The organism is Streptomyces lasalocidi (assembly GCF_005280215.1).
Lineage (GTDB): Bacteria > Actinomycetota > Actinomycetes > Streptomycetales > Streptomycetaceae > Streptomyces > Streptomyces longwoodensis.
Window position 1 is genome coordinate 6,594,133 of record NZ_SZNQ01000001.1, and the last position, 18,930, is coordinate 6,613,062.

An 18,930-nucleotide genomic window follows, 5' to 3' on the forward strand; every position below is an offset into this window, starting at 1 on the left:
TTCCTCTCTCGCTGCCTGCTTGCCTGCCTATGCGTAGTCTGCATCTTCCTACAGGCTATAGGCAAGTAGTCGAGAGATGTAGGCGAGTGGTCCGGAGGCATGGGCGAAGGGGCGCCGGGCGCGCGGGCCCCGCCGCTAGCTCCCCGTCCGCTCCCACCCCCGGCGCTCCGGGCGGGGACCCAGCTCCCGCGGGTCCCGGCTGCGGTAGACGATGTACGGGCGGAACAGGTACTGCACCGGCGCGCTCACCATGTGCACCAGCCGCGTGTAGGGCACCAGTGCGATCAGCACCATCCCGATCACCGCGTGCACCTGGTACGTCACCGGCACGCCCGTCATCAGGTCGGTCCGCGGGTTCAGGGTGAACAGGCTGCGCGCCCAGGGGGCGATGGTCGAGCGGTACGGGTAGCCGTCGCCCGAGGTGTGGGCGAGCTTGGCGATCATGCCCATGATGATCGCGGCGAGCAGGACCGCGTACATGAGCTTGTCGTTGGCGGTGGTGGCCCGGAAGACGGGGGCCCTGGTGCGCCGGCGGTAGACGAGCAGCAGGATCCCGGCGACGGTCAGCACACCCGCCGCCGTCCCGCCGACCAGGGAGAACAGGTGGTAGGTGCGCTCGCTCACGCCGAGCGCGCCCGTCCACGACGCGGGCACGAACAGCCCCACCAGGTGGCCCGCCAGCACGAAGAGGATGCCGTAGTGGAAGACCGGCGAGGCGATGTTCAGCAGCCGTGACTCGTAGACCTGGGACGAGCGGGTGGTCCAGCCGAACCGGTCGTAGCGGTGGCGCCAGACGAGCCCGGCGACCAGCAGGGCGAAGGCGACGTAGGGCAGGGCGCCCCACAGCAGCGTGGTCATCGGGGCCCTCCGGTGCCTGCGGTCGGCAGGGTGGCGCACACCGCGTCGAGGACGGACGCGTACGGTGTGCCGTGCTCGGCCAGCCGGGTGCGCAGCCGGTGCACCCCGTCGCGGTACTCGGTGAGCAGGTGCGTGTCCCCGGTGCGGGCCGTGAACTCCAGCACCGCGGGCAGGTAGTCCGGCAGCTCCTCGCCGCTGAACTCCAGGCCGTACGCCCGGTAGACCTCCTTGAAGCGCACCAGCGACATCCCGCGCCGCCGGGTGTCCCCGTCCCGCCACCAGCTCAGGTACAGGCTGTGCCGGTTCCTGAAGTCGAAGACCTCGACGTAGTGCGCGGCCAGCTCCTGCGGCGGGGTGAGGGCCGCGTGGTCGGTGAACTGCCGCAGCTGGGGCGCCGCTTCGCGCAGCAGGGGCAGCCGGGCGTGGAAGTCGTCGTCCGGGTAGGTCAGACAGAGCGCGGCGGCCTGGTACAGCACCTGGTCCGAGGGCATCACGGCTCCTTGCTGTCGTCGGGCACGAGGAGGTCGGGGTCGTCCGAGGTCTGCCGCCGGCGCAGGGCGTGGAAGTTCTCCACCGGTACCAGCGGCAGCCGCCGCCGGCCGGAGTCCCCGCCGAACGGGCCGTCCCCGTCGAACGGGTGGTCCGTGCCGAACGGCCCGTCCGCGCCGGGCGGCCCCAGTCCGCCGCTGCCCGGCCCGCCCTCGAAGTCCAGGTCGCACCCGTGCCGCGCCGCCGCCTCCTCCAGGCGCCGCGCGTCCCCCACGCCCGCCGTCGGAATGACGTACCGCTCCTCGTACTTGGCGATCGCCAGCAGCCGGTACATCTCCTCGATCTCCTGCGGCCGCATCCCCACCGCCGCCGCGACCGAGGCGTCCGGCTCCTCGCCGAGGTTCACGGAGCGCATGTGCGCCCGCATCGCGGCGAGCTTCTCCAGCGCGGACCGCACCGGCCCGGTGTCACCGGCGGTGAAGAGCTCCGCCAGGTACTCCAGCGGGATGCGCAGCGTGTCGATCGCGCCGAACAGGTTGCCCGCGTCCTCGCCGTCGTGGCCGGTCCCCGTCAGCGCGTCCACCACCGGCGACAGCGGCGGGATGTACCAGACCATCGGCAGCGTGCGGTACTCCGGGTGCAGCGGCAGCGCCACCCGGTAGCGGCTGACCAACGCGTGCACCGGGGAGCGGCGGGCCGCCTCGATCCAGTCGTGCGGGATGCCCGCCGCCTCGCAGGCCCGCCGCACCTCCTCGTCCTCCGGGTCGAGGATGACGCCCAACTGCGCCTCGTACAGCGCCTCGTCGTCGGGCACCGAGGCGGCCGCGGTCACCCGGTCCGCGTCGTACAGCACCACCCCGAGGTAGCGCAGCCGGCCCACGCACGTCTCCGAGCAGACCGTCGGCAGGCCCGCCTCCAGGCGCGGGTAGCACAGCGTGCACTTCTCGGCCTTGCCGGTGCGGTGGTTGAAGTACACCTTCTTGTACGGGCACCCCGTCACGCACATCCGCCAGCCCCGGCAGCGGTCCTGGTCGACCAGCACGATGCCGTCCTCGGACCGCTTGTACATCGCGCCCGAGGGGCACGACGCCACGCACGACGGGTTCAGGCAGTGCTCGCAGATCCGCGGCAGGTAGAACATGAACGTCTGCTCGTAGGCGAACCGCACCTGCTCGGAGGCCCGTTGCCGGGTGCGCTCCACCATCGGGTCGAGCTCGCCGTACGCCGGGGCACCGGCGAGGTTGTCGTCCCAGTTGGCCGACCACTCGATCTTCATCGGCTTGCCGTCGAGCTGCGACACCGGCTGGGCGACGGGGAAGTCGTCACCGAGCGGGGCGTCGGTGAGGTTGCGGTAGTCGTACGTCCACGGCTCGTAATAGTCCTTGATCTCCGGCAGCCGCGGGTTGGAGAAGATGCCCGCGAGCTTGCGGAACCGGCCGCCCGCGGCGAGCTTCAGCGCGCCGCGCCGGTTCAGCTCCCAGCCGCCGCGCCAGCGCCGCTGGTCCTCGTAGCGGCGCGGGTAGCCCTGCCCGGGGCGCGTCTCCACGTTGTTGAACCACACGTACTCCATGCCGCGCCGGTTGGTCCACGCCTGTTTGCAGGTGACCGAACAGGTGTGGCAGCCGATGCACTTGTCGAGGTTCATCACCATCGCGATCTGGGCCATCGGACGCATCAGTACGCCACCTCCTGACCGCGACGGCGGATCACGGTCACCTCGTCGCGCTGGTTGCCGGTCGGGCCCAGGTAGGGGAACGCCCACGACAACTGGGCGTAGCCGCCGATGAGGTGGGACGGCTTGAGCAGCACCCGGGTGAGGGAGTTGTGGATACCGCCGCGCATCCCCGTGGTCTCCGCCGTCGGCACGGCCACCGTGCGCTCCTGCGCGTGGTGGAGGTAGACCGTGCCGACGGGCATCCGGTGCGAGACGACCGCCCGCGCCGTCACCACGCCGTTGCGGTTGACGGCCTCCACCCACTCGTTGTCCGCGACGCCGATCGCCTCGGCGTCCTGCGGGGACATCCAGATCGACTGCCCGCCCCGGGACAGGGCCAGCATGAACAGGTTGTCCTGGTACTCGGAGTGGATCGACCACTTGTTGTGCGGCGTGAGGTAACGCACCGTCACCTCCCGGGCGCCGTCCGGCCCGAGCCGGGGTTCGCCGAACAGCCGGTGCATGTCCAGCGGCGGCCGGTACACGGGCAGGGCCTCGCCCAGCTCGTGGATCCAGTCGTGGTCGAGGAAGAAGTGCTGGCGGCCGGTGAGGGTGTGCCAGGGCTTGGCGTGCTCGGTGTTGAGCGTGAACGCGGTGTACCGGCGGCCGCCCGCCTCGCTGCCCGACCACTCCGGCGAGGTGATCACCGGCACCGGCGCGGCCTGGGTGTCGGCGTAGGTGACCCGCCGGCCCTCGTGCTCCGCCGCCAGGTGCGCCATCGCCTGCCCGGTGCGCTCCTCCAGGGCACGGAACCCCTGCGTGGCGAGGCGGCCGTTGGTCGTGCCGGACAGGGCGAGGACGGCGTTGCACGCCTTGACCGCCGTGTCCAGCGACGGACGGCCCTCCTGGTCCGTGCCGTTGAGCGCGCGCAGCCGCTCGACCTCCTCGTCGGGACGCAGCGTGACACCCTTGGCGGGCAGCCCCAGCCGCTCCACCAGCGGGCCGAGCGCCGCGAACCGCGCCCCGACGGCCGTGTAGTCGCGCTCCACGACCGTCAGGTTCGGCAGGGTCCGCCCGGGCACCGGCTCGCACTCCCCGCGCTTCCAGTCCCGCACCACCCCGCCCGGCTGGGCCGTCTCGCCCGGGGTGTCGTGCTGGAGCGCGGAGGCCACCAGGTCCCTGCGCACGCCCAGGTGGTCCACGGCCAGCTCGCTCAGGCGCTCCGCCAGCGCCTTGAACGTGTCGAAGTCGGTGCGGGCCTGCCACGGCGGATCGACGGCCGGGGTGAAGGCGTGCACGAACGGGTGCATGTCGGTCGACGACAGGTCGTGCTTCTCGTACCAGGTCGCCGCGGGCAGCACCACGTCCGACAGCAGCGTGGAGGACGTCTGCCGGAAGTCGACCGACAGCAGCAGGTCCAGCTTGCCCTCCGGTGCCCGCGCGTGCCACGTCACGTCCCGCGGCCGCACCTCCTCGGGGGCCTCCTCGGCGCGCAGCGAGGAGTGCGTGCCCAGCAGGTGCCGGGTGAAGTACTCGGCGCCCTTGGCCGACGAGCCGAGCAGGTTGGCGCGCCACAGGTTCAGCACGCGTGGCCAGTTCTGCGGCGCGTCCGGGTCCTCGCAGGCGAACTTCAGCGTACCCGCGCGCAGTTCGGCGACCGTCCGGGCCACCGGGTCGCCGAACGCCTCGCCCAGCTCCAGCGGGTTGCGGTCGAACGTCGGGTACGACGGCATCCAGCCCGTGCGGGCCGACAGCGCGACGCAGTCCGCGTTCGTCAGCCTGGCCAGGCGGCCCTCGGCCAGCGGCGAGGCGAGCACGTCGGCGGTGAAACGGTCGTAGCGCCACTGGTCGGTGTGCAGGAACCAGTAGGCGGTGCCGATCATCTGCCGGGGCGGCCGGGACCAGTCGGTGGCACCGGCGAGTGTCGCCCAGCCGGTCACCGGGCGGCACTTCTCCTGCCCCACGTAGTGCGCCCAGCCGCCGCCGTTGCGGCCCTGGCAGCCGGTCAGCTGGAGCAGCGCGAGGAACGCCCGGTAGATGGTCTCCGAGTGGAACCAGTGGTTGGTGCCGGCGCCCATCAGGATCATGCAGCGGCCCCGGGACCGCTCGGCGGTCCGCGCGAACTCCCGGGCGATGCGCACGCACCGGGCGGCCGGGACGGAGGTGTGCGCCTCCTGCCAGGCCGGTGTGCCGGGGGAGCCGGCGTCGTCGTAGGAGGCGGGCCAGGTGCCGGGCAGCCCGGGCCGCGGCACACCGTACTGGGCCAGCAGCAGGTCGTACACGGTCGTCACGAGCGGTCCGTCCGGGCCGCCGAGCCGTGTCGCCGGCACGCCCCGCCGCACGACCTCCCCCCGCCCCTGGCCGTGCGGGCCGCCCTCGGTGTCGAAGCGGGGCAGCAGGACCTCCGCCCCCACCGCGGCCTCACTGCCGTACAGGCTCAACTGCGGGCGCAAGCCGCCCAGGTCGAGGTTCCAGTGGCCCTTGCCCTCCTCGGTCCAGCGGAACCCCAGGGAGCCGTTCGGGACGGTCGCCCGTCCGGTGACCTCGTCCAGCACCGCGGTCTTCCACCGCGCGTCCTCGCCGCCCTGCCCGAGGTCGGCCGCGCGCAGGAACTTGGCCGGCACGTACCCGCCGTCCCGCTCGGTGAGCGTCACCAGGAACGGCAGGTCGGTGAACTTGCGCACGTAGTCCCGGAAGAACGGCGTCTCCCGGTCGACGAAGAACTCCTTGAGCACCACGTGGCCCATCGCCAGGGCCAGCGCGCCGTCGGTGCCGGGGTGCGGGTGCAGCCACTCGTCGGCGAACTTGGCGTTGTCCGCGTAGTCCGGGGCGACGACCACCACCTTCTGCCCCCGGTAGCGGGCCTCCGCCATCCAGTGCGCGTCCGGGGTGCGGGTCACCGGCACGTTGGAGCCCCACATGATCAGGTAGGCCGCGTCCCACCAGTCACCCGACTCGGGCACGTCCGTCTGGTCGCCGAAGACCTGCGGGGAGGCCACCGGCAGGTCGGCGTACCAGTCGTAGAACGACAGCATCGGCGCGCCGATCAGCGCGTGGAAGCGGGCGCCCGCCGCGTGCGACACCATCGACATCGCGGGGATGGGGGAGAAGCCCGCGATGCGGTCCGGGCCGTAGGTCTTGATCGTGTGCACGTGCGCGGCGGCGGCGATCTCCAGCGCCTCGTCCCAGCTCGCCCGCACCAGGCCGCCCTTGCCCCGGGCCCGCTGGTAGCGGCGGCGCCGCTCGGGATCGGACTGGAGGTCGGCCCAGGCCAGCACCGGATCGCCGAGGCGTTCCTTCGCCTCGCGGTACATCTCCAGCAGCACCCCGCGCACGTAGGGGTGGCGCAGCCGGGTCGGGGAGTAGGTGTACCAGGAGAACGCGGCGCCGCGCGGGCAGCCGCGCGGCTCGTACTCGGGGCGGTCCGGGCCCACCGACGGGTAGTCCGTCTGCTGGGTCTCCCAGGTGATGATCCCGTCCTTGACGTACACCTGCCACCGGCAGGAACCGGTGCAGTTCACCCCGTGGGTGGAGTTCACCACCTTGTCGTGGCTCCACCGGTCGCGGTAGAAGGCGTCCGCCTCCCGGCCGCCGACCAGACCGATGCTGTGCAGGTCCGGGGCGGGCGTGCCGGGCCGGAAGAACCGCCCGGCGCGCAGCAGTGCCGCGCCGGGCTCGGTGGGCGGTGTCCGGGTGTCCGTCACGTGCGCTCCCTCGCTCACCCCCCTGCCCAGCCAACCTAGGGGCGGGCGCGGGAGCGCACCCGTTCACGGCACCCGTACGGGTACCCGGCGGGGGCGGGTCAGGGCTTGCGCGCCACGCCCGCGTACACGGGCACGATGCCCTCCGCCTGGATCGCGACGTCCGCCGGCTCCGGGCGCCAGCCCGACACCGGGATCACCCCCGGGCCGAGCAGCTCCAGGCCCGCGAAGAACCGGGAGAACTCGCTCAGGGAGCGCGGGTGGAACGGGGTCCCGGACCGGCGGAAGCTGTCGGCGGCCTTCTCGATGGCCTCCGGGCTCAGGTCGGGGGTGACCTGGGACAGGATCAGGTAGCTGCCGGGGGCGAGCGCGTCCACGTACCGGCCGAGCAGCCCGTACACGTCGTCCCCCTCCGGGTCGTCCCCCAGGTAGTGGGTCAGGGCCACCAGGGACAGCGCGACCGGACGGTCCAGGTCCAGCGCGTCGGCGGCCCGCGACAGCAGCGTGTCGACGTCCCGGACGTCGGCGTGCACGTACTGGGTGGACCCCTCCGGGGTGCCGCGCAGCAGGGCCTCCGCGTGGCGCAGCACGATCGGGTCGTTGTCCGCGTACACCACCTTCGCCTCCGGCGTCACGGACTGGGCCACCTGGTGCAGGTTCGGCTCGGTGGGGATGCCCGTGCCGATGTCGAGGAACTGGCGGATCCCGGCCTCGGCGACCGTGCGCACCGCCCGCTGCATGAAGCGCCGGTTGGCGCGCGCCCCGCGCAGCACCGTGCCGTCGACGGCGAGGATGCGGCGGGCCAGCTCCTCGTCCACGGGGTAGTTGTCCTTGCCGCCGAGCCACCAGTCGTACACCCGGGCCGGGTGCGGTCGGCTGGTGTCGACGGCCGGCTGCGCGGCGTCGGTTCCGGACATGTGCGGTTCACTCCCTGGGGTCGGCTGGATCGGCTGGATCGGCTCGTCGGTGGCTCGTCCGGCTGGGCGGCGGGCCTCGGGCCGGTGTCAGAAGTCGGCGCGGACCTTGCGCAGGACGTCCTTGGTGCGCTGTGCCGACGCGGCGTGGGTCGTCATGTGGTCGAGGACCTCCAGGTGCGCGGAGACCTCCTTGCGCGAGTCCAGGTACAGCGCGCCCGTCAGGTACTCGGTGACCACCATGTCGGGCAGTTCGGGCTCGGCGAAGCGGAACAGGGAGAACGGCGCGGACGTCCCCGGGTGCGGACCGTCGTCGAACTCGGCGACCTGAAGGGTGATCCGGTCGCGTTCGGTGAACTCCAGCAGCCGGTCCAGCTGGTCGCGCATCACCGCGGTGTCCATGCTCACCGGACGGCGCAGCACCGTCTCGTCCATCACCACCCACAGGTGCGGCGGGGAGGGCCCGTCCAGCAGCCGCTGGCGCTCCATGCGCAGCGTCACGTGCCGTTCGATCGCCTCGGGGGAGGTCTGCCCGATCGTCCCCGCCTCCAGGACGGCCCGCGCGTACGCCGGGGTCTGCAGCAGCCCGGGCACGAAGTGCGGCTCGTAGGAGCGGATCAGCCGGGCCGCGCCCTCCAGGCTCACGTACAGGCTGAACCACTCCGGCAGCACGTCGTGGAAGCGCTGCCACCAGCCCGGCCGGTTGGCCTCCTCGACGAGCTCCACGAAGGTGGCCGCCTCGTCCTCGGACACGCCGTACGTCTCCAGCAGCACCTGCACGTACGGGACCTTCAGCGCGACGTCGGCCGTCTCCATGCGGCGCACCGTCGCGGGCGCCACGCGCAGCGCCGCCGCCGCTTCCTCGCGGCCCAGGCCGGCCGCCTCGCGCAACTCCTGGAGTCGCCTGCCCAGGACCACCTGACCCACGGTGGGTGCGGGCCGCCGTTCACTCACGCCACGTCTCCCCTACGTGTCGGGACACGCGAGCAGTGTGTCATGTTCCCGTGGCAGTCTCACAGGGCCGGAGGACGGCCGTCGGACCGCGTCGTTCCCTGGCATTCCGTCAGCTCCCGAGCGAGTGGAGGTACTTCACCGTCGCCGGGTCGGCCGGCAGGAACGTCTCGATGGCCAGCTCGGCGACGGTGACGTCCATGGGGGTGTTGAACGTGGAGATCGACGACACGAACGACAGCGTCCGGCCGCCGTGCTCGATCACCATCGGCAGCGCGAAGTACGCGACCGGCTCGTCCGGTTCCTCGCCCGGCCGGGGTTCCGGCACCGGGTAGGTCGCCACCTCCTCGTACAGCGCCCGCAGTTCGGGGGAGCGGTGCAGCGCGATCTGCCGCTCCATCTGGTGCAGCAGGTGCCCGCGCCAGGCCCGCAGGTTGCGGATGCGCGGCGCGAGGCCCTCGGGGTGCAGCGTCAGGCGCATCGCGTTGAGCGGGGGCCGCAGCAGGGACTCGGGCACGCCCTCCAGCAGCAGGGTGATGCCCCGGTTGGCGGCGTGCACGTCGTACAGCCGGTCGACGACCAGCGCCGGGTAGGGCTCGTAGCCCCGGATCAGCCGCTCCATGCCCTCGCGCAGCGCGTCCAGCGCCGGGTCGTCCAGCGGGGTCTGCGGGTAGTGCGGGGCGTAACCCGCCGCCAGCAGCAGGGCGTTGCGCTCGCGGACCGGCACGTCCAGGTGCTCGGCCAGCCGCAGCACCATCTCCTCGCTGGGCCGGGAGCGGCCGGTCTCCACGAAGCTGATGTGCCGGGCCGACGAGTCCGCCCGCAGCGCCAACTCCAGCTGGCTGAGCCGCCGCCGCTCCCGCCAGGCCCGCAGCAGCGGACCCACGCCCTGCTCGGCGGGGGCGGACCCGGGCGGGACGGCGGGCGCGGGGACACGGGCGGCGGGGCGGCCGGAGCCGGGGGCCGGGGTGCCGGGGGCGGTCGAGCCGGTCGCGACGGTGGTCATGGGACGACGGTAGTGCGTGGCCCGCCCCCGCGCCGCCCGCCGCCCCCGCGCCGCCCGCCGCCCCCGCGCCGCCCGCCGCCCCCGCGCCGCCCGCCGCCCCCGCGCCGCCCGCCGCCCCCGCGCCGCCCGCCGTACCTGGCCGCTCCCCGGGCCCCGCCGGCGAGGCCCCCCTTGAGGACCAGGTCCGTGGCGTCCCGCCTGTGGCAGGCTGGAACGGTACGCGACACCCGGGAAAGGGAGCCTGTCCATGGCCGTCGAACCGCTGTCCCAGCAGGAGATCGAGGACCGGCTCGCCGAGGTGCCCGGCTGGTCCGTCGACGGCGGCCGCCTCACCCGCACGTACCGCCTCGGCTCGCACTTCGCCGCCACGGCGCTGGTCGTCCACGTCGCGCAGGTGCAGGACGCACTCGACCACCACTCCGACCTGACCCTCGGCTACGACACCGTGACCCTCGCCGTGCACACCCACAGCGCCGGGGGCGCCCTGACGGAACGGGACTTCGAGCTGGCCCGCCGGGTCGCCGCCCTGGCCCCCGGCCACGGCGCGGAGTGACCCGGCGGACCGGCGCCGGACGGGGGGAGCCAGGGTGCTCGACTACGACGAGGAGGCCGCGGCCTACGACGGCCTGCGCGGCGGTGAGCCCCGGGCCGAGGCGGCCGCCGCGGCCGTACTGGGCCTCGTGCCGCACGACGCGCGCCGCCTGCTGGACCTCGGCTGCGGCACCGGCATCGTCACCCGGAGACTGGCGGCCGCCCGGCCCCGCACCCGGGTGACCGGCGTCGACCTCGCACCCGGGATGGCGCGCAGGGCCGCCGCCCGGCTGCCGGGCGCGGTCGTGGTCGCCGACAGCCGCCGGCTGCCCTTCCCGGACGGCGCGTTCGACGCGGTCAGCAGCGTCTGGCTGCTGCACCTGTTCGACGACGCCCACGACGTGCGGCGCGTGGTCGCCGAGTGCGCCCGCGTCCTGCGCCCCGGCGGCGTCTACGTGACCACCGTCGACAAGGGCGCCTCGCACAACGTGGGCAGCGACATCGATGTCGTCCTGGCCGCCCGGCCGCCCCGGGAGGCGTCCGACGCGGCCGCGCTCGTGGGGGCGTACGGCGCGGAGTGCGGCCTGCGGCCCGCGGGGCGGGCCCGCTTCACCGGCCGGGGGCAGGGCCGCAGCCCCGGGCGGACCATCGCCGACCTGCGGCGGGGCTGGTTCGTGACGCTGCCCCCCGGTCACCCCCTGGCCGACGTCTTCGCCGCGCGCCTCGCGGCCCTGCCCGACCAGGACCGGCCCCGGCCGGACCCGGTGTTCACGCTCCGGGCGTTCCGGAAGCCGGCCGCGGGAGTTGCTGGACCGAGTGAGTCGACCGGGCCGCTCGGTCCACTTGGTCCACTTGAGCCGCCTGGGTCGCCTGATCCGCCTGGTCCGCCTGGGCCGGTTCCCTTGTGAACTCCATGATCCAGTTGGTCACCCAGGTCGTGCCCCCGTCCACCGAGAAGGCCTGCTCCCAGCGGGCCGTGGTGGGGGAGGTGCCCGACCACACGTACCGGACGCGCACGTCCTCGCCGTCGTGGACGTCCTCGCCGTGGAACTCGCCGCGCCCGTCCTCGAACCGTCCCGTGACGGGCGGGTAGAGCCGACCGGTGCCGCTGGAGGCCCAGTACAGCGACCACTGCCGGGCCGCCGGGTCGAACAGCCGCAGGGTCGCGCCCCGCCGCCCGAGATGCGGCATGTCGATCTCGTCGATGTTAGCCGCGCCGTCGAACAGCGGCCGGCACCGGGTCGTGCCGGAGAACTCCTCCCAGGCGCCGTCCGGGTCGAGGAAGTCGGTGCGGCGGCGGTTGCGGACCTGCCAGTCGCCGTGGAGGAAGTCGAAGTCGTGCGGGCTGCTCACGCGCGGTCTCCCGTCGTGCCCTCGGCCAGGCTGTCGACGAGGTAGGCGTCCAGGTCGGGGGTGTCGGGGGCGAGCAGGTGACGCACCCAGGCGTCGCGCTCGTGCTGGATCGGCGGCAGCTCCCACACACAGCCGATCCAGGGGCGCTCCACGGGGACGAAGTGGGTGGGGTCGCGGTCGGGGCAGCCCAGCACGGGCTGGCCGGCCGCCGCGCCCCGGAAGTGCAGGACGTTGTCCCAGACCCAGCTGTAGACGTTGAGGTAGGCGCCGTCGTCGCCCCCGCGGTGCAGCACGACGAACGTCGCCGGCGGGGTGCCGTCCGGCTCCGGGAGGAGGGCCGGCAGGAGGGCGAGGGCGGCGTCCTGCACCCCGGGGGCGATCCCCGCCGGGTCGGCGGTGACGTGGTAGCGCTTGATGTGCCGCCCGGCCACCTCGATCGGCGGTGGCACGGTCAGCAGTTTCTCGGTGAAGGCCATGACCGCGACGCTAGGGCGCCTTCCCTGACATCCTGTGTCAGTGAAGTCCAGTCGGCTCGTCTCCATCCTCCTGCTGCTCCAGACCCGGGGCCGGATGACTGCCGCCCAGCTCGCCGAGGAGCTGGAGGTCTCCGTGCGCACGGTGTACCGGGACGTCGAGGCGCTGGGCGCCGCCGGGGTGCCCCTGTACGGCGACGCGGGCCACGCCGGCGGTTACCGGCTGCTCGACGGCTACCGCACCCGGCTGACCGGACTGACCGCCGACGAGGCGGAGGCGCTGTTCCTGTCCGGCGCCCCGGGCCCCGCCGCCCAGCTGGGCCTCGGCCCGGTCCTGGCCGCGGCCCAGCTCAAGGTGCGCGCCGCGCTGCCGCCCGCGCTGCGCGCCCACGCCGACCGGATCAGCGGCCGCTTCCACCTGGACGCGCCCGGCTGGTACACCGACGCCGACCCGACCCCCCACCTGTCCGCCGTCGCCGACGCCGTCTGGAACGGCCGGGTCCTACGCGTCACCTACCGGCGCTGGCGCGAGCCCACCGACGTGACGCGGCGGTGGGAGCCGTACGGGCTGGTGCTCAAGGCGGGCCGCTGGTACGTCGTCGCCGGACCGGGACCGCGCACCTACCGCGTCGACCGGATCCTCGAACTCACCGCCACCGACGAGGAGTTCACCCGGCCGGACGCCTTCGACCTGGCCGCCTACTGGGCGGGGTACCGACGCGACTTCCACGACCGGCTGTACCGGACCCGCGCCCGGGTCAGGCTCGCCCCGGGCGTGCGACTGACCGGTCCCGCGCAGGCCGCGGTCCGCGCCCACGGGCGGACGGACGCCGACGGCTGGACCGTCGCCGACGTGCCCATCGAGTCCGTGGACCACGCCCACGGCGAGTTCCTGCGCCTGGGCGCGGACGTCGAGGTCCTCGACCCGCCGGAACTGCGCGAACGGATCGCCCGCACGGCCGCGGAACTGGCCCGCCGCTACGGCGCGCAGGCGCCGTAGGAACGCCGAGGGCGCGTGCCGCTGGTGGCACGCGCCCTCCCCCCCGTCGGGGCGTCCCGGTGGTCAGCCGGTCGTGCAGGTCCGGTCGCCCAGCGTGAACGCCGTCGGTTTCGTGTTGGTCCCCGACCAGCTGCCCGTGAAGCCGAAACCCACCGAGGAGCCGGCCGCCACGCCTGCGTTCCAGCCGACGTTCTTCACGGTCACCGCCGCACCCGTCTGGGTGTGCTCGGCGTTCCAGACCTGGGAGACCTTCTGGCCGTCCGCGAAGGTCCAGCCCAGCGACCAGCCGGTCCAGGCACTCGACCCGGAGTTGGTCAGCTGCACGTCGGCCTGGAAGCCGCCCGACCACTGGTTGGTGACCTTGTACGTCACCGTGCAGGCACCCGTCGGGGTGGGCGTCGGGTCCGTGCCGCCGCCCCCGCCGGAGCCGCCCCCGGTGTCGGAGGTGTCGCCGTAGACGATCCCGCGGCCGTTGGTCGCGACGTACACCCGGCCGTAGACCCGCGGGTCGCCGGTGATGGCCCCGCCGGTCCAGCCCCACTGGTGGGCGTCGTCGTTGATGCGGGTCCAGCTCGCGCCCTTGTCGGTCGAGCGGAAGATGCCCCGCACCCCGCCGATCTTCGCGCTGGTGTAGAGCGTCTGGTACGAGGCGCCCGCCGCGGCCTTGCCGAAGCCGATGGTGTCGGCCTGCTCGACGCCGGACAGCTTGGTGAAGGTCGCGCCGGAGTCAGTGGAGTGCCACAGTCCGTACGCCCCGTCGCTCGCGCCGCCAGCCAGCCAGACGTCGCCCTTGGTGCCGGGCAGCGCCTTGAAGCGGACGCTGTCACCGCTGGGCAGCCCGGTCGCCGCGGACGCCGTGAACGTCGCGCCGCCGTCGGAACTGACGTAGAACTTGCCCGACTTGAAGCCGTAGAAGGTCTTCGGGTCGACGCGGTCGGACTCGACGACCGCGCCCGCCGGGATGCCGCTCGACGCCGACCAGGACGAGCCGAAGCCCGTCGTGTACTGCACGCCGGTGCCCTGCGGGCTCCACACGAACCGGCTGCCGTCGGCCGCCGCGGCCACGGTGCCGCCGCCGCTCACGCCCGACGGGTCGGTGCCGGCGAACCAGTTGGCGCCGTTGTCCGTGGAGAACGCCACGTGCGGGCCCGAGTCCTGGTCGCCGACCCGGACCACGGTGTTCGGGTCCTTCTCGGCGTAGTCCAGGCTGGTGGTCGTGGTGAAGTTCGGCGAGGTGTACATCATGGCGGGGACCTTCGTCAGGTCCGTGTGCCGGAACCCGCCGATGTCACCGAGCGCGCTGAGCAGCGGGGCGCCGGACGGGGGCGAGGCGAGGTCGTTGACCGCGGTCTCCTCCAGGCCCTGCACCATGGGCCGGACGGTGAACTTGGCCCCGCTGTCCCACTTGGTCAGGTCCTCGGTGCCGTAGATCGTCGCGCCCGTGCCGTACATCATGCGGTCGGAGTTGAACGGGTCGATCTCCAAGGCCTCGGTCATCCAGCCGAGTTTGGGTGTCTGCTCGGGCGGGGACGGGTTGGCGCCCCAGGTGAGCCAGGGCACCGAGGAGACGTCCATGGTGTAGCGGTTGTCGCGGTTGGGGTAGGAGGAGTAGTCCCACGCCTTCGTCCAGGTGCCGCCGCTGTTCGTCGAGCGGAAGATCTGGGTGTCCGGCCACCAGGAGCTGTACGCGGTCGCCATCACCGTGCCCGGGTGCTGCCGGTCCACCGTCAGCCCGCTGAAGCCGTAGTAGGTGTCGGCCTCGGCCACCGGGCTGATGTCGGTCCAGGTGCCGGTCGCCGTCGCGTACCGGTACAGCCGGCCCTTGCCGCCGTCGTAGGGACCGCCCTTGTCGCTGTAGGCGAGGTACAGGTAGCCGTTGACGGCGTCCAGCACGCCCTTGTGCGCCAGGTATCCCGTCGGCTGCCCGGCGAGCCGCGACCAGGTGGCGCCCGCGTCCGTCGAGCGGTAGACCGCGTTGCCCTGGTCGGCGACCCCGACGTAGATCGTCTTGGTGGCGCTGCCGGCGGTGCCGGTCGACTCGTCGAAGGTGACCCAGACGATGCCCTGGTTGTCCGAGGCGTAGCCGCTCGTGTCGCTCGGGTCCTGCGCGTACGTACCGACGTTGGGGAAGTTCGTCACCTGCGACCAGGTGACTCCCGAGTCCGTCGACCGCCACAGGCCCTTGCCGCTCGGCGCGCCCAGGTACAGCACGCTGTCCTTGTTCGGGTCGACGGCGAGGCGCTCGCCCATGCCCCGGCCCGGCATGTTGCCGCCCAGCTTGAACGGCAGGTCCGTCTTCTGCCAGCTCGCGCCCCGGTCCGCGGAGCGCAGCACCGCCCCGTTGGTGGGGTCCCAGCCGTTGGTGTACGTGCCGACCGCCGCGAACACCTTATTGGGGTCGACCGGGTCCGAGGCGAGGCTCACCACGCCCGTGTGGCCCCACTCGTTCCAGCCGACCGAGTCCAGCAGCGGGGTCCAGGTCCTGCTCGACTCCTGCCACCGGTAGGCGCCGCCGATGTCGGTGCGGGCGTAGGCGAGGTTCTTCTCCTTGCGGTTGAACACGATGCCGGGGACGAAACCGCCGCCGTCGACGCGGGCGTTGCGCCAGGTGTACGACTCGGCGGCGAGCGGCGCCGGCGCCGCGGGGGCGTCGGCGGTGGCGAGTGCCGGTGGGGTGCCCGCGAGCAGGCCGGCGGCGAGCGCCAGCACGGCCGTGAGGATGCGGGTTCTTCGCACGGTGGGGTCCTTCCTCGTGAACCAAGGGGGAGGGGGTGAGGGAGGGATGCGCGCATGAGGGAGGGGGAGCGGGGGAGAGCGGGGGAGAGCGGGGGAGGCCCGGGGCCGGGCGTGACGACCGGGCGGTCCCCACAGCGGGAGGGGGACCGCCCGGCGCCCCACGCGGAGCGAGAGCGGGGCCTACTCGAGGAGCTCCGCGTACGAGCCCATGGCGAGGGCGATGTCCGCCTGGGCCCAGAACCGGTGGTACGTGAACACGGGCGCGGCACCGCCCGCGAGGTAGCTCTCGATCTTCGACCAGGCCGGGTCGTTCTTGTAGAAGGACCGCAGCGAGGCGAAGGTCGAGGAGGAGCTGATCGCGTCACCGTTGGGCATGGTGCCGGTCCAGCCGCTCGGGACGTACACGGCGTCGTCGAAGCGGTTGTAGTCGGTGCGCGTTTCCGGCACCGCGATGCCGAGCGCGTCCTGGTTGTTGTTCCACATGCCGTCCAGGAGCGCCTTCGCCGTGGTCTTCGCCTCCGCGTCACCGGACTTGGCGGCGTAGTACGTCAGCGTCTTGGCGTACGCGGCGGCCACGCCGACGTCGTTGGTGTAGTCCGCGACGGTGACGTGCAGCGAGCTGTTGGCACCGGGGGTGGTCGCGTTCCAGGTGTCGGGCTGGCCCGACCACTGGAGCGTGGAGGGGATCAGGAAGGTGCCGTCCGGGTTGATCGTGGTCTTGGACAGCGCCCAGTCGACCCACTTGTCGAGGACCTGCTTCGCCAGGGCGTTCCCGGTCTGCTGGTAGTACTCGGCCACCCGCTCCATCGACCACGCCTGGAAGCCGAACCACTGGTTGGACGGCGGGTCGTGGTAGACGGGCGCCGGGTCGTAGTACATGCCGTAGAAGGTCGACGTGCCCGACGGAGGCGTGGCGTACCGGCCCGCCCAGCTGTTGGTGGCGCCGCCCGCGATGCCGCCCTCGTTGGACTGCAGCCAGCGGTAGAACTCCAGCTGGCGCTGGAGCGACTTGGCCCAGTCGGACTGCCCTGTCGCCGACTTGGGCTTCAGGTCGGCGTTGTTGCTGAGGGCGTAGGCGGCCAGCGGGTTCTGGTAGCCGCCGTGGGTGTGGCTGGAGCCGATGCGCCAGGCCCAGCCGGCGCTGGTGTCGGTGGCACCGCCCCAGGCGTAGTACCAGGAGAGCAGGTAGTGCGAGGCGTCCTTGCCGGTACCGGCCGGGCAGGTGCTCGGACCGACGCAGTTGCCGATCTTCTTGAAGTACTTGTCGTACATCGCGTACCGCAGGTAGTCGCCCATCTTCGCGGCCTTGGCGACCGTCGCGGAGACATCCGAGCCCTTGCCCTGCTGCTTGGCCCACAGGTCGGCCCAGTACGCGGCCTGCACCGCCCGCGCGTCGGCGTCCGGCGCGTTGGTGAACTTCCACTGCTTGGCGTAGGAGGAGTCACCGGTGAACAGGTCCAGGTAGCCGTTCTTGCCGCCGTACTTGAAGGCGTCGCAGGTCGGCTGCGGCACCGTCTCCCACACCGACTCCTGCACGCCGCGCTGGAAGGTGTTGATGTACGACGGGCCGGTGGCCGTCGGACCGGCCTCGCACTTGCCCGGCTCGTTGCCGTAGCCGTAGACGTTGTCGACGTCCTGGAGCCAGTGCATGCCGTAGACGTCGTCCGTGCCGTAGGCGCTCTTCAGCTCGGAGGCGATCGGGTCGGGACCCACCGACACTCCGCTGTCCAGCTTGGCCGGGTACTCGTTCGGCGTGTCCAGCTCCGGCGCGTAGGTCGCCGGCTTGGACGCGTTGTAGAAGGAGTTGGTCGGCTGGTCGGCGTGCGTCGGGATCATGTACTTCTCCATGATTCCCCACGCGCCGTTGAACTTGGACCAGTCGCCCGTGACCTTGCCGTACATGGCCTGCAGCCACAGCAGGTAGCTGTACGCCTCCGACGTGGTCTCGTGCCCCTGGTCCGGCGCCTCGACGATCAGCGTCTCCACCGAGTGGTACGGGATGCCCTCGGGGGAGAAGTAGCCGTTCGCCGGGTTGGTGATCTTGCCGTAGAGGTCCAGGAACCGGGCGTCGTAGGTCTTGGTCGCCGCGATCTGGGTGACCGTGACCGTCGCCTTCGCCAGGCCCGGGGCGCTCGACTCGAAGGTGGCCGCGCCGGTGCCGGAGGCGTCGGCGGCGATGGTCACCTTCTGGGCGGTGTTCCAGTTCGACGGGGTGAAGGTCAGGCTCGCCCCGCCGCTCACCGACAGGCCGGTGTTGCCGCCGGTGCGCGCCGTCGTGACCGTCACGTTGGCCGACGGCTGCGTGGAGAGCTTCACGTCATAGGTCGCCGACTTGCCCTGCTGCACCGCGAGTTGGTTGGTCGACGCCACCACGGAGGGACCCGCGGCGACCGTGATGCCGACCGGCGTCGACTCCGCCGACGCGCCCAGGCTGTCGTACGCCTTCGCCAGCAGCGAATGACTGCCCACGGTCAACCCGGAGGCCGACAGGGTGTACGGCGCGCTGGTGTCGGTGCCCAGCAGCGTGGTGTTGTCGTAGAACTCCACCTTGCTGACGGTCGCGTTGTCCGCGGCCGCGGCGGTCGCCGCGAGCGGCACCGGGTCGCCCTGCGTGTAGACCGCGCCCGCGGTGGGGCTGGTCAGCACGGTGACCGGCGGCTGGTGCGCGCCGTTGCACGGGGTGCCGTTGACCGAGAACGAGGCCGGGGCCGTGTTGGTGCCGCTGTAGCTGAACTGCGCACCGGTGCTGACCGCCCCGCCGGCGGCGATCGTCCCGTTGTACGAGGCGTTCTTCACCGTGATGCCGGTACCGGACTGCGACCAGCTGCCGTTCCAGCCGTTGGAGAGCTTCTGGTTGCCGGTGTAGGCGTAGGTCAGGGTCCAGCCGTTGATGGCGTCGGTGCCCCGGTTGGTGAGGGTGAGGTCCGCGGTGAAGCCGGAGCCCCAGTCGTTGGTCTTGTAGTCCACGCTGCACTGGAGTGCCGCCGCCGAAGCGGGCGTGGACGTGGTGCTGAGCATGGCCAGGGGGAGCGCGAGGGCCGCCACTGCGGCGGTCCACAGGCGCCGCGTCCCGCGACGTCTGCGTGGGGGATGCATGTGCTGGTTCCTCCATGCGGCTCGGGAGAAGGGGGGAGGAGCAACAAGCCTTGAACCAGTGGGAGCGCTCCCATAGTGAGGATGGGGGTACGAGCGGTCAAGGTGTGCGAAGGATCGAAATGATTCGACGCCGGAAGTTGAAGCAATGTCAGTTGCTCTCTTGTTCTT

Annotated in this window: 13 protein-coding genes and 1 pseudogene; 3 read left to right on the forward strand and 11 right to left on the reverse strand. The window is 72.6% G+C overall.

Annotated elements, in window-relative coordinates; all coding sequences use genetic code 11:
* Positions 1-135 precede the first annotated feature (135 nt).
* The 7 genes from narI to E4U91_RS29820 all read right to left on the reverse strand — a co-directional run bounded on the left by narI (position 136) and on the right by E4U91_RS29820 (position 9,573).
* A complete protein-coding gene (gene narI, locus E4U91_RS29790) occupies positions 136-858 on the reverse strand; it encodes a respiratory nitrate reductase subunit gamma (RefSeq protein ID WP_137309666.1) in 723 nt (240 codons plus the stop codon).
* The gene (gene narJ / locus E4U91_RS29795; protein ID WP_137309667.1) at positions 855-1,349 is read right to left on the reverse strand and encodes a nitrate reductase molybdenum cofactor assembly chaperone; all 495 of its coding nucleotides are present in this window, start codon (positions 1,347-1,349) and stop codon (positions 855-857) included. The genes narI and narJ overlap by 4 nt, the downstream gene beginning before the upstream one ends.
* Positions 1,349-3,022: a nitrate reductase subunit beta gene (narH, locus tag E4U91_RS29800; RefSeq protein ID WP_137309668.1), complete on the reverse strand. Its 1,674-nt coding sequence runs from the start codon at positions 3,020-3,022 to the stop codon at positions 1,349-1,351. The genes narJ and narH overlap by 1 nt, the downstream gene beginning before the upstream one ends.
* Positions 3,022-6,705, reverse strand: a complete 3,684-nt coding sequence (locus tag E4U91_RS29805) for a nitrate reductase subunit alpha (protein ID WP_137309669.1) — start codon at positions 6,703-6,705, stop codon at positions 3,022-3,024. Before E4U91_RS29805 ends, narH begins: the two co-directional genes overlap by 1 nt.
* A 98-nt stretch (positions 6,706-6,803) precedes the next feature.
* Entirely contained in the window at positions 6,804-7,619 is an 816-nt protein-coding gene (locus E4U91_RS29810) for an SAM-dependent methyltransferase (protein WP_137309670.1), read from the reverse strand.
* 87 nt (positions 7,620-7,706) lie between these two features.
* The gene (locus tag E4U91_RS29815) at positions 7,707-8,570 is read right to left on the reverse strand and encodes a helix-turn-helix domain-containing protein (protein WP_137309671.1); all 864 of its coding nucleotides are present in this window, start codon (positions 8,568-8,570) and stop codon (positions 7,707-7,709) included.
* A 109-nt stretch (positions 8,571-8,679) separates the two neighbouring features.
* On the reverse strand, positions 8,680-9,573 hold the full coding sequence (locus E4U91_RS29820) for a helix-turn-helix domain-containing protein (RefSeq protein ID WP_137309672.1): 894 nt from the start codon (positions 9,571-9,573) through the stop codon (positions 8,680-8,682).
* A 247-nt stretch (positions 9,574-9,820) separates the two neighbouring features.
* Here E4U91_RS29820 and E4U91_RS29830 point away from each other — a divergent pair, with 247 nt between their 5' ends.
* Both E4U91_RS29830 and E4U91_RS29835 read left to right on the forward strand, forming a co-directional pair.
* Positions 9,821-10,126, forward strand: a complete 306-nt coding sequence (locus E4U91_RS29830) for a 4a-hydroxytetrahydrobiopterin dehydratase (RefSeq protein WP_137309674.1) — start codon at positions 9,821-9,823, stop codon at positions 10,124-10,126.
* Between the two features lie 34 nt (positions 10,127-10,160).
* Entirely contained in the window at positions 10,161-11,012 is an 852-nt protein-coding gene (locus E4U91_RS29835; RefSeq protein ID WP_137309675.1) for a class I SAM-dependent methyltransferase, read from the forward strand.
* Here E4U91_RS29835 and E4U91_RS29840 read toward each other — a convergent pair.
* Positions 11,005-11,457 (reverse strand): annotated as a pseudogene (locus E4U91_RS29840) (hypothetical protein); the annotation flags it as partial. The gene E4U91_RS29835 and the pseudogene E4U91_RS29840 overlap by 8 nt on opposite strands.
* A complete protein-coding gene (locus tag E4U91_RS29845) occupies positions 11,454-11,933 on the reverse strand; it encodes a hypothetical protein (protein WP_137309676.1) in 480 nt (159 codons plus the stop codon). The pseudogene E4U91_RS29840 and the gene E4U91_RS29845, both read right to left, overlap by 4 nt.
* A 40-nt stretch (positions 11,934-11,973) precedes the next feature.
* On the opposite strand from E4U91_RS29845, the gene E4U91_RS29850 reads away from it, so the two are divergent.
* Positions 11,974-12,930, forward strand: coding sequence for a helix-turn-helix transcriptional regulator (locus E4U91_RS29850; RefSeq protein ID WP_137309677.1), 957 nt, complete (start codon positions 11,974-11,976; stop codon positions 12,928-12,930).
* 63 nt (positions 12,931-12,993) lie between these two features.
* On the opposite strand, the gene E4U91_RS29855 is transcribed toward E4U91_RS29850, so the two are convergent.
* The gene (locus tag E4U91_RS29855; RefSeq protein WP_137309678.1) at positions 12,994-15,666 is read right to left on the reverse strand and encodes a cellulose binding domain-containing protein; all 2,673 of its coding nucleotides are present in this window, start codon (positions 15,664-15,666) and stop codon (positions 12,994-12,996) included.
* 180 nt (positions 15,667-15,846) lie between these two features.
* Entirely contained in the window at positions 15,847-18,762 is a 2,916-nt protein-coding gene (locus E4U91_RS29860; RefSeq protein ID WP_137309679.1) for a glycoside hydrolase family 48 protein, read from the reverse strand.
* Between the last annotated feature and the right edge of the window lie 168 nt (positions 18,763-18,930).

Bases quoted from the DNA above. Each gene is read 5' to 3' on its own strand.
- E4U91_RS29830 (WP_137309674.1), top strand. From the start codon at position 9,821: ATGGCCGTCGAACCGCTGTCCCAGCAGGAGATCGAGGACCGGCTCGCC.
- narJ (WP_137309667.1), bottom strand. From the start codon at position 1,349: ATGCCCTCGGACCAGGTGCTGTACCAGGCCGCCGCGCTCTGTCTGACC.
- E4U91_RS29845 (WP_137309676.1), bottom strand. From the start codon at position 11,933: ATGGCCTTCACCGAGAAACTGCTGACCGTGCCACCGCCGATCGAGGTG.
- E4U91_RS29810 (WP_137309670.1), bottom strand. From the start codon at position 7,619: ATGTCCGGAACCGACGCCGCGCAGCCGGCCGTCGACACCAGCCGACCG.
- narH (WP_137309668.1), bottom strand. From the start codon at position 3,022: ATGCGTCCGATGGCCCAGATCGCGATGGTGATGAACCTCGACAAGTGC.
- E4U91_RS29820 (WP_137309672.1), bottom strand. From the start codon at position 9,573: ATGACCACCGTCGCGACCGGCTCGACCGCCCCCGGCACCCCGGCCCCC.
- E4U91_RS29860 (WP_137309679.1), bottom strand. From the start codon at position 18,762: ATGCATCCCCCACGCAGACGTCGCGGGACGCGGCGCCTGTGGACCGCC.
- narI (WP_137309666.1), bottom strand. From the start codon at position 858: ATGACCACGCTGCTGTGGGGCGCCCTGCCCTACGTCGCCTTCGCCCTG.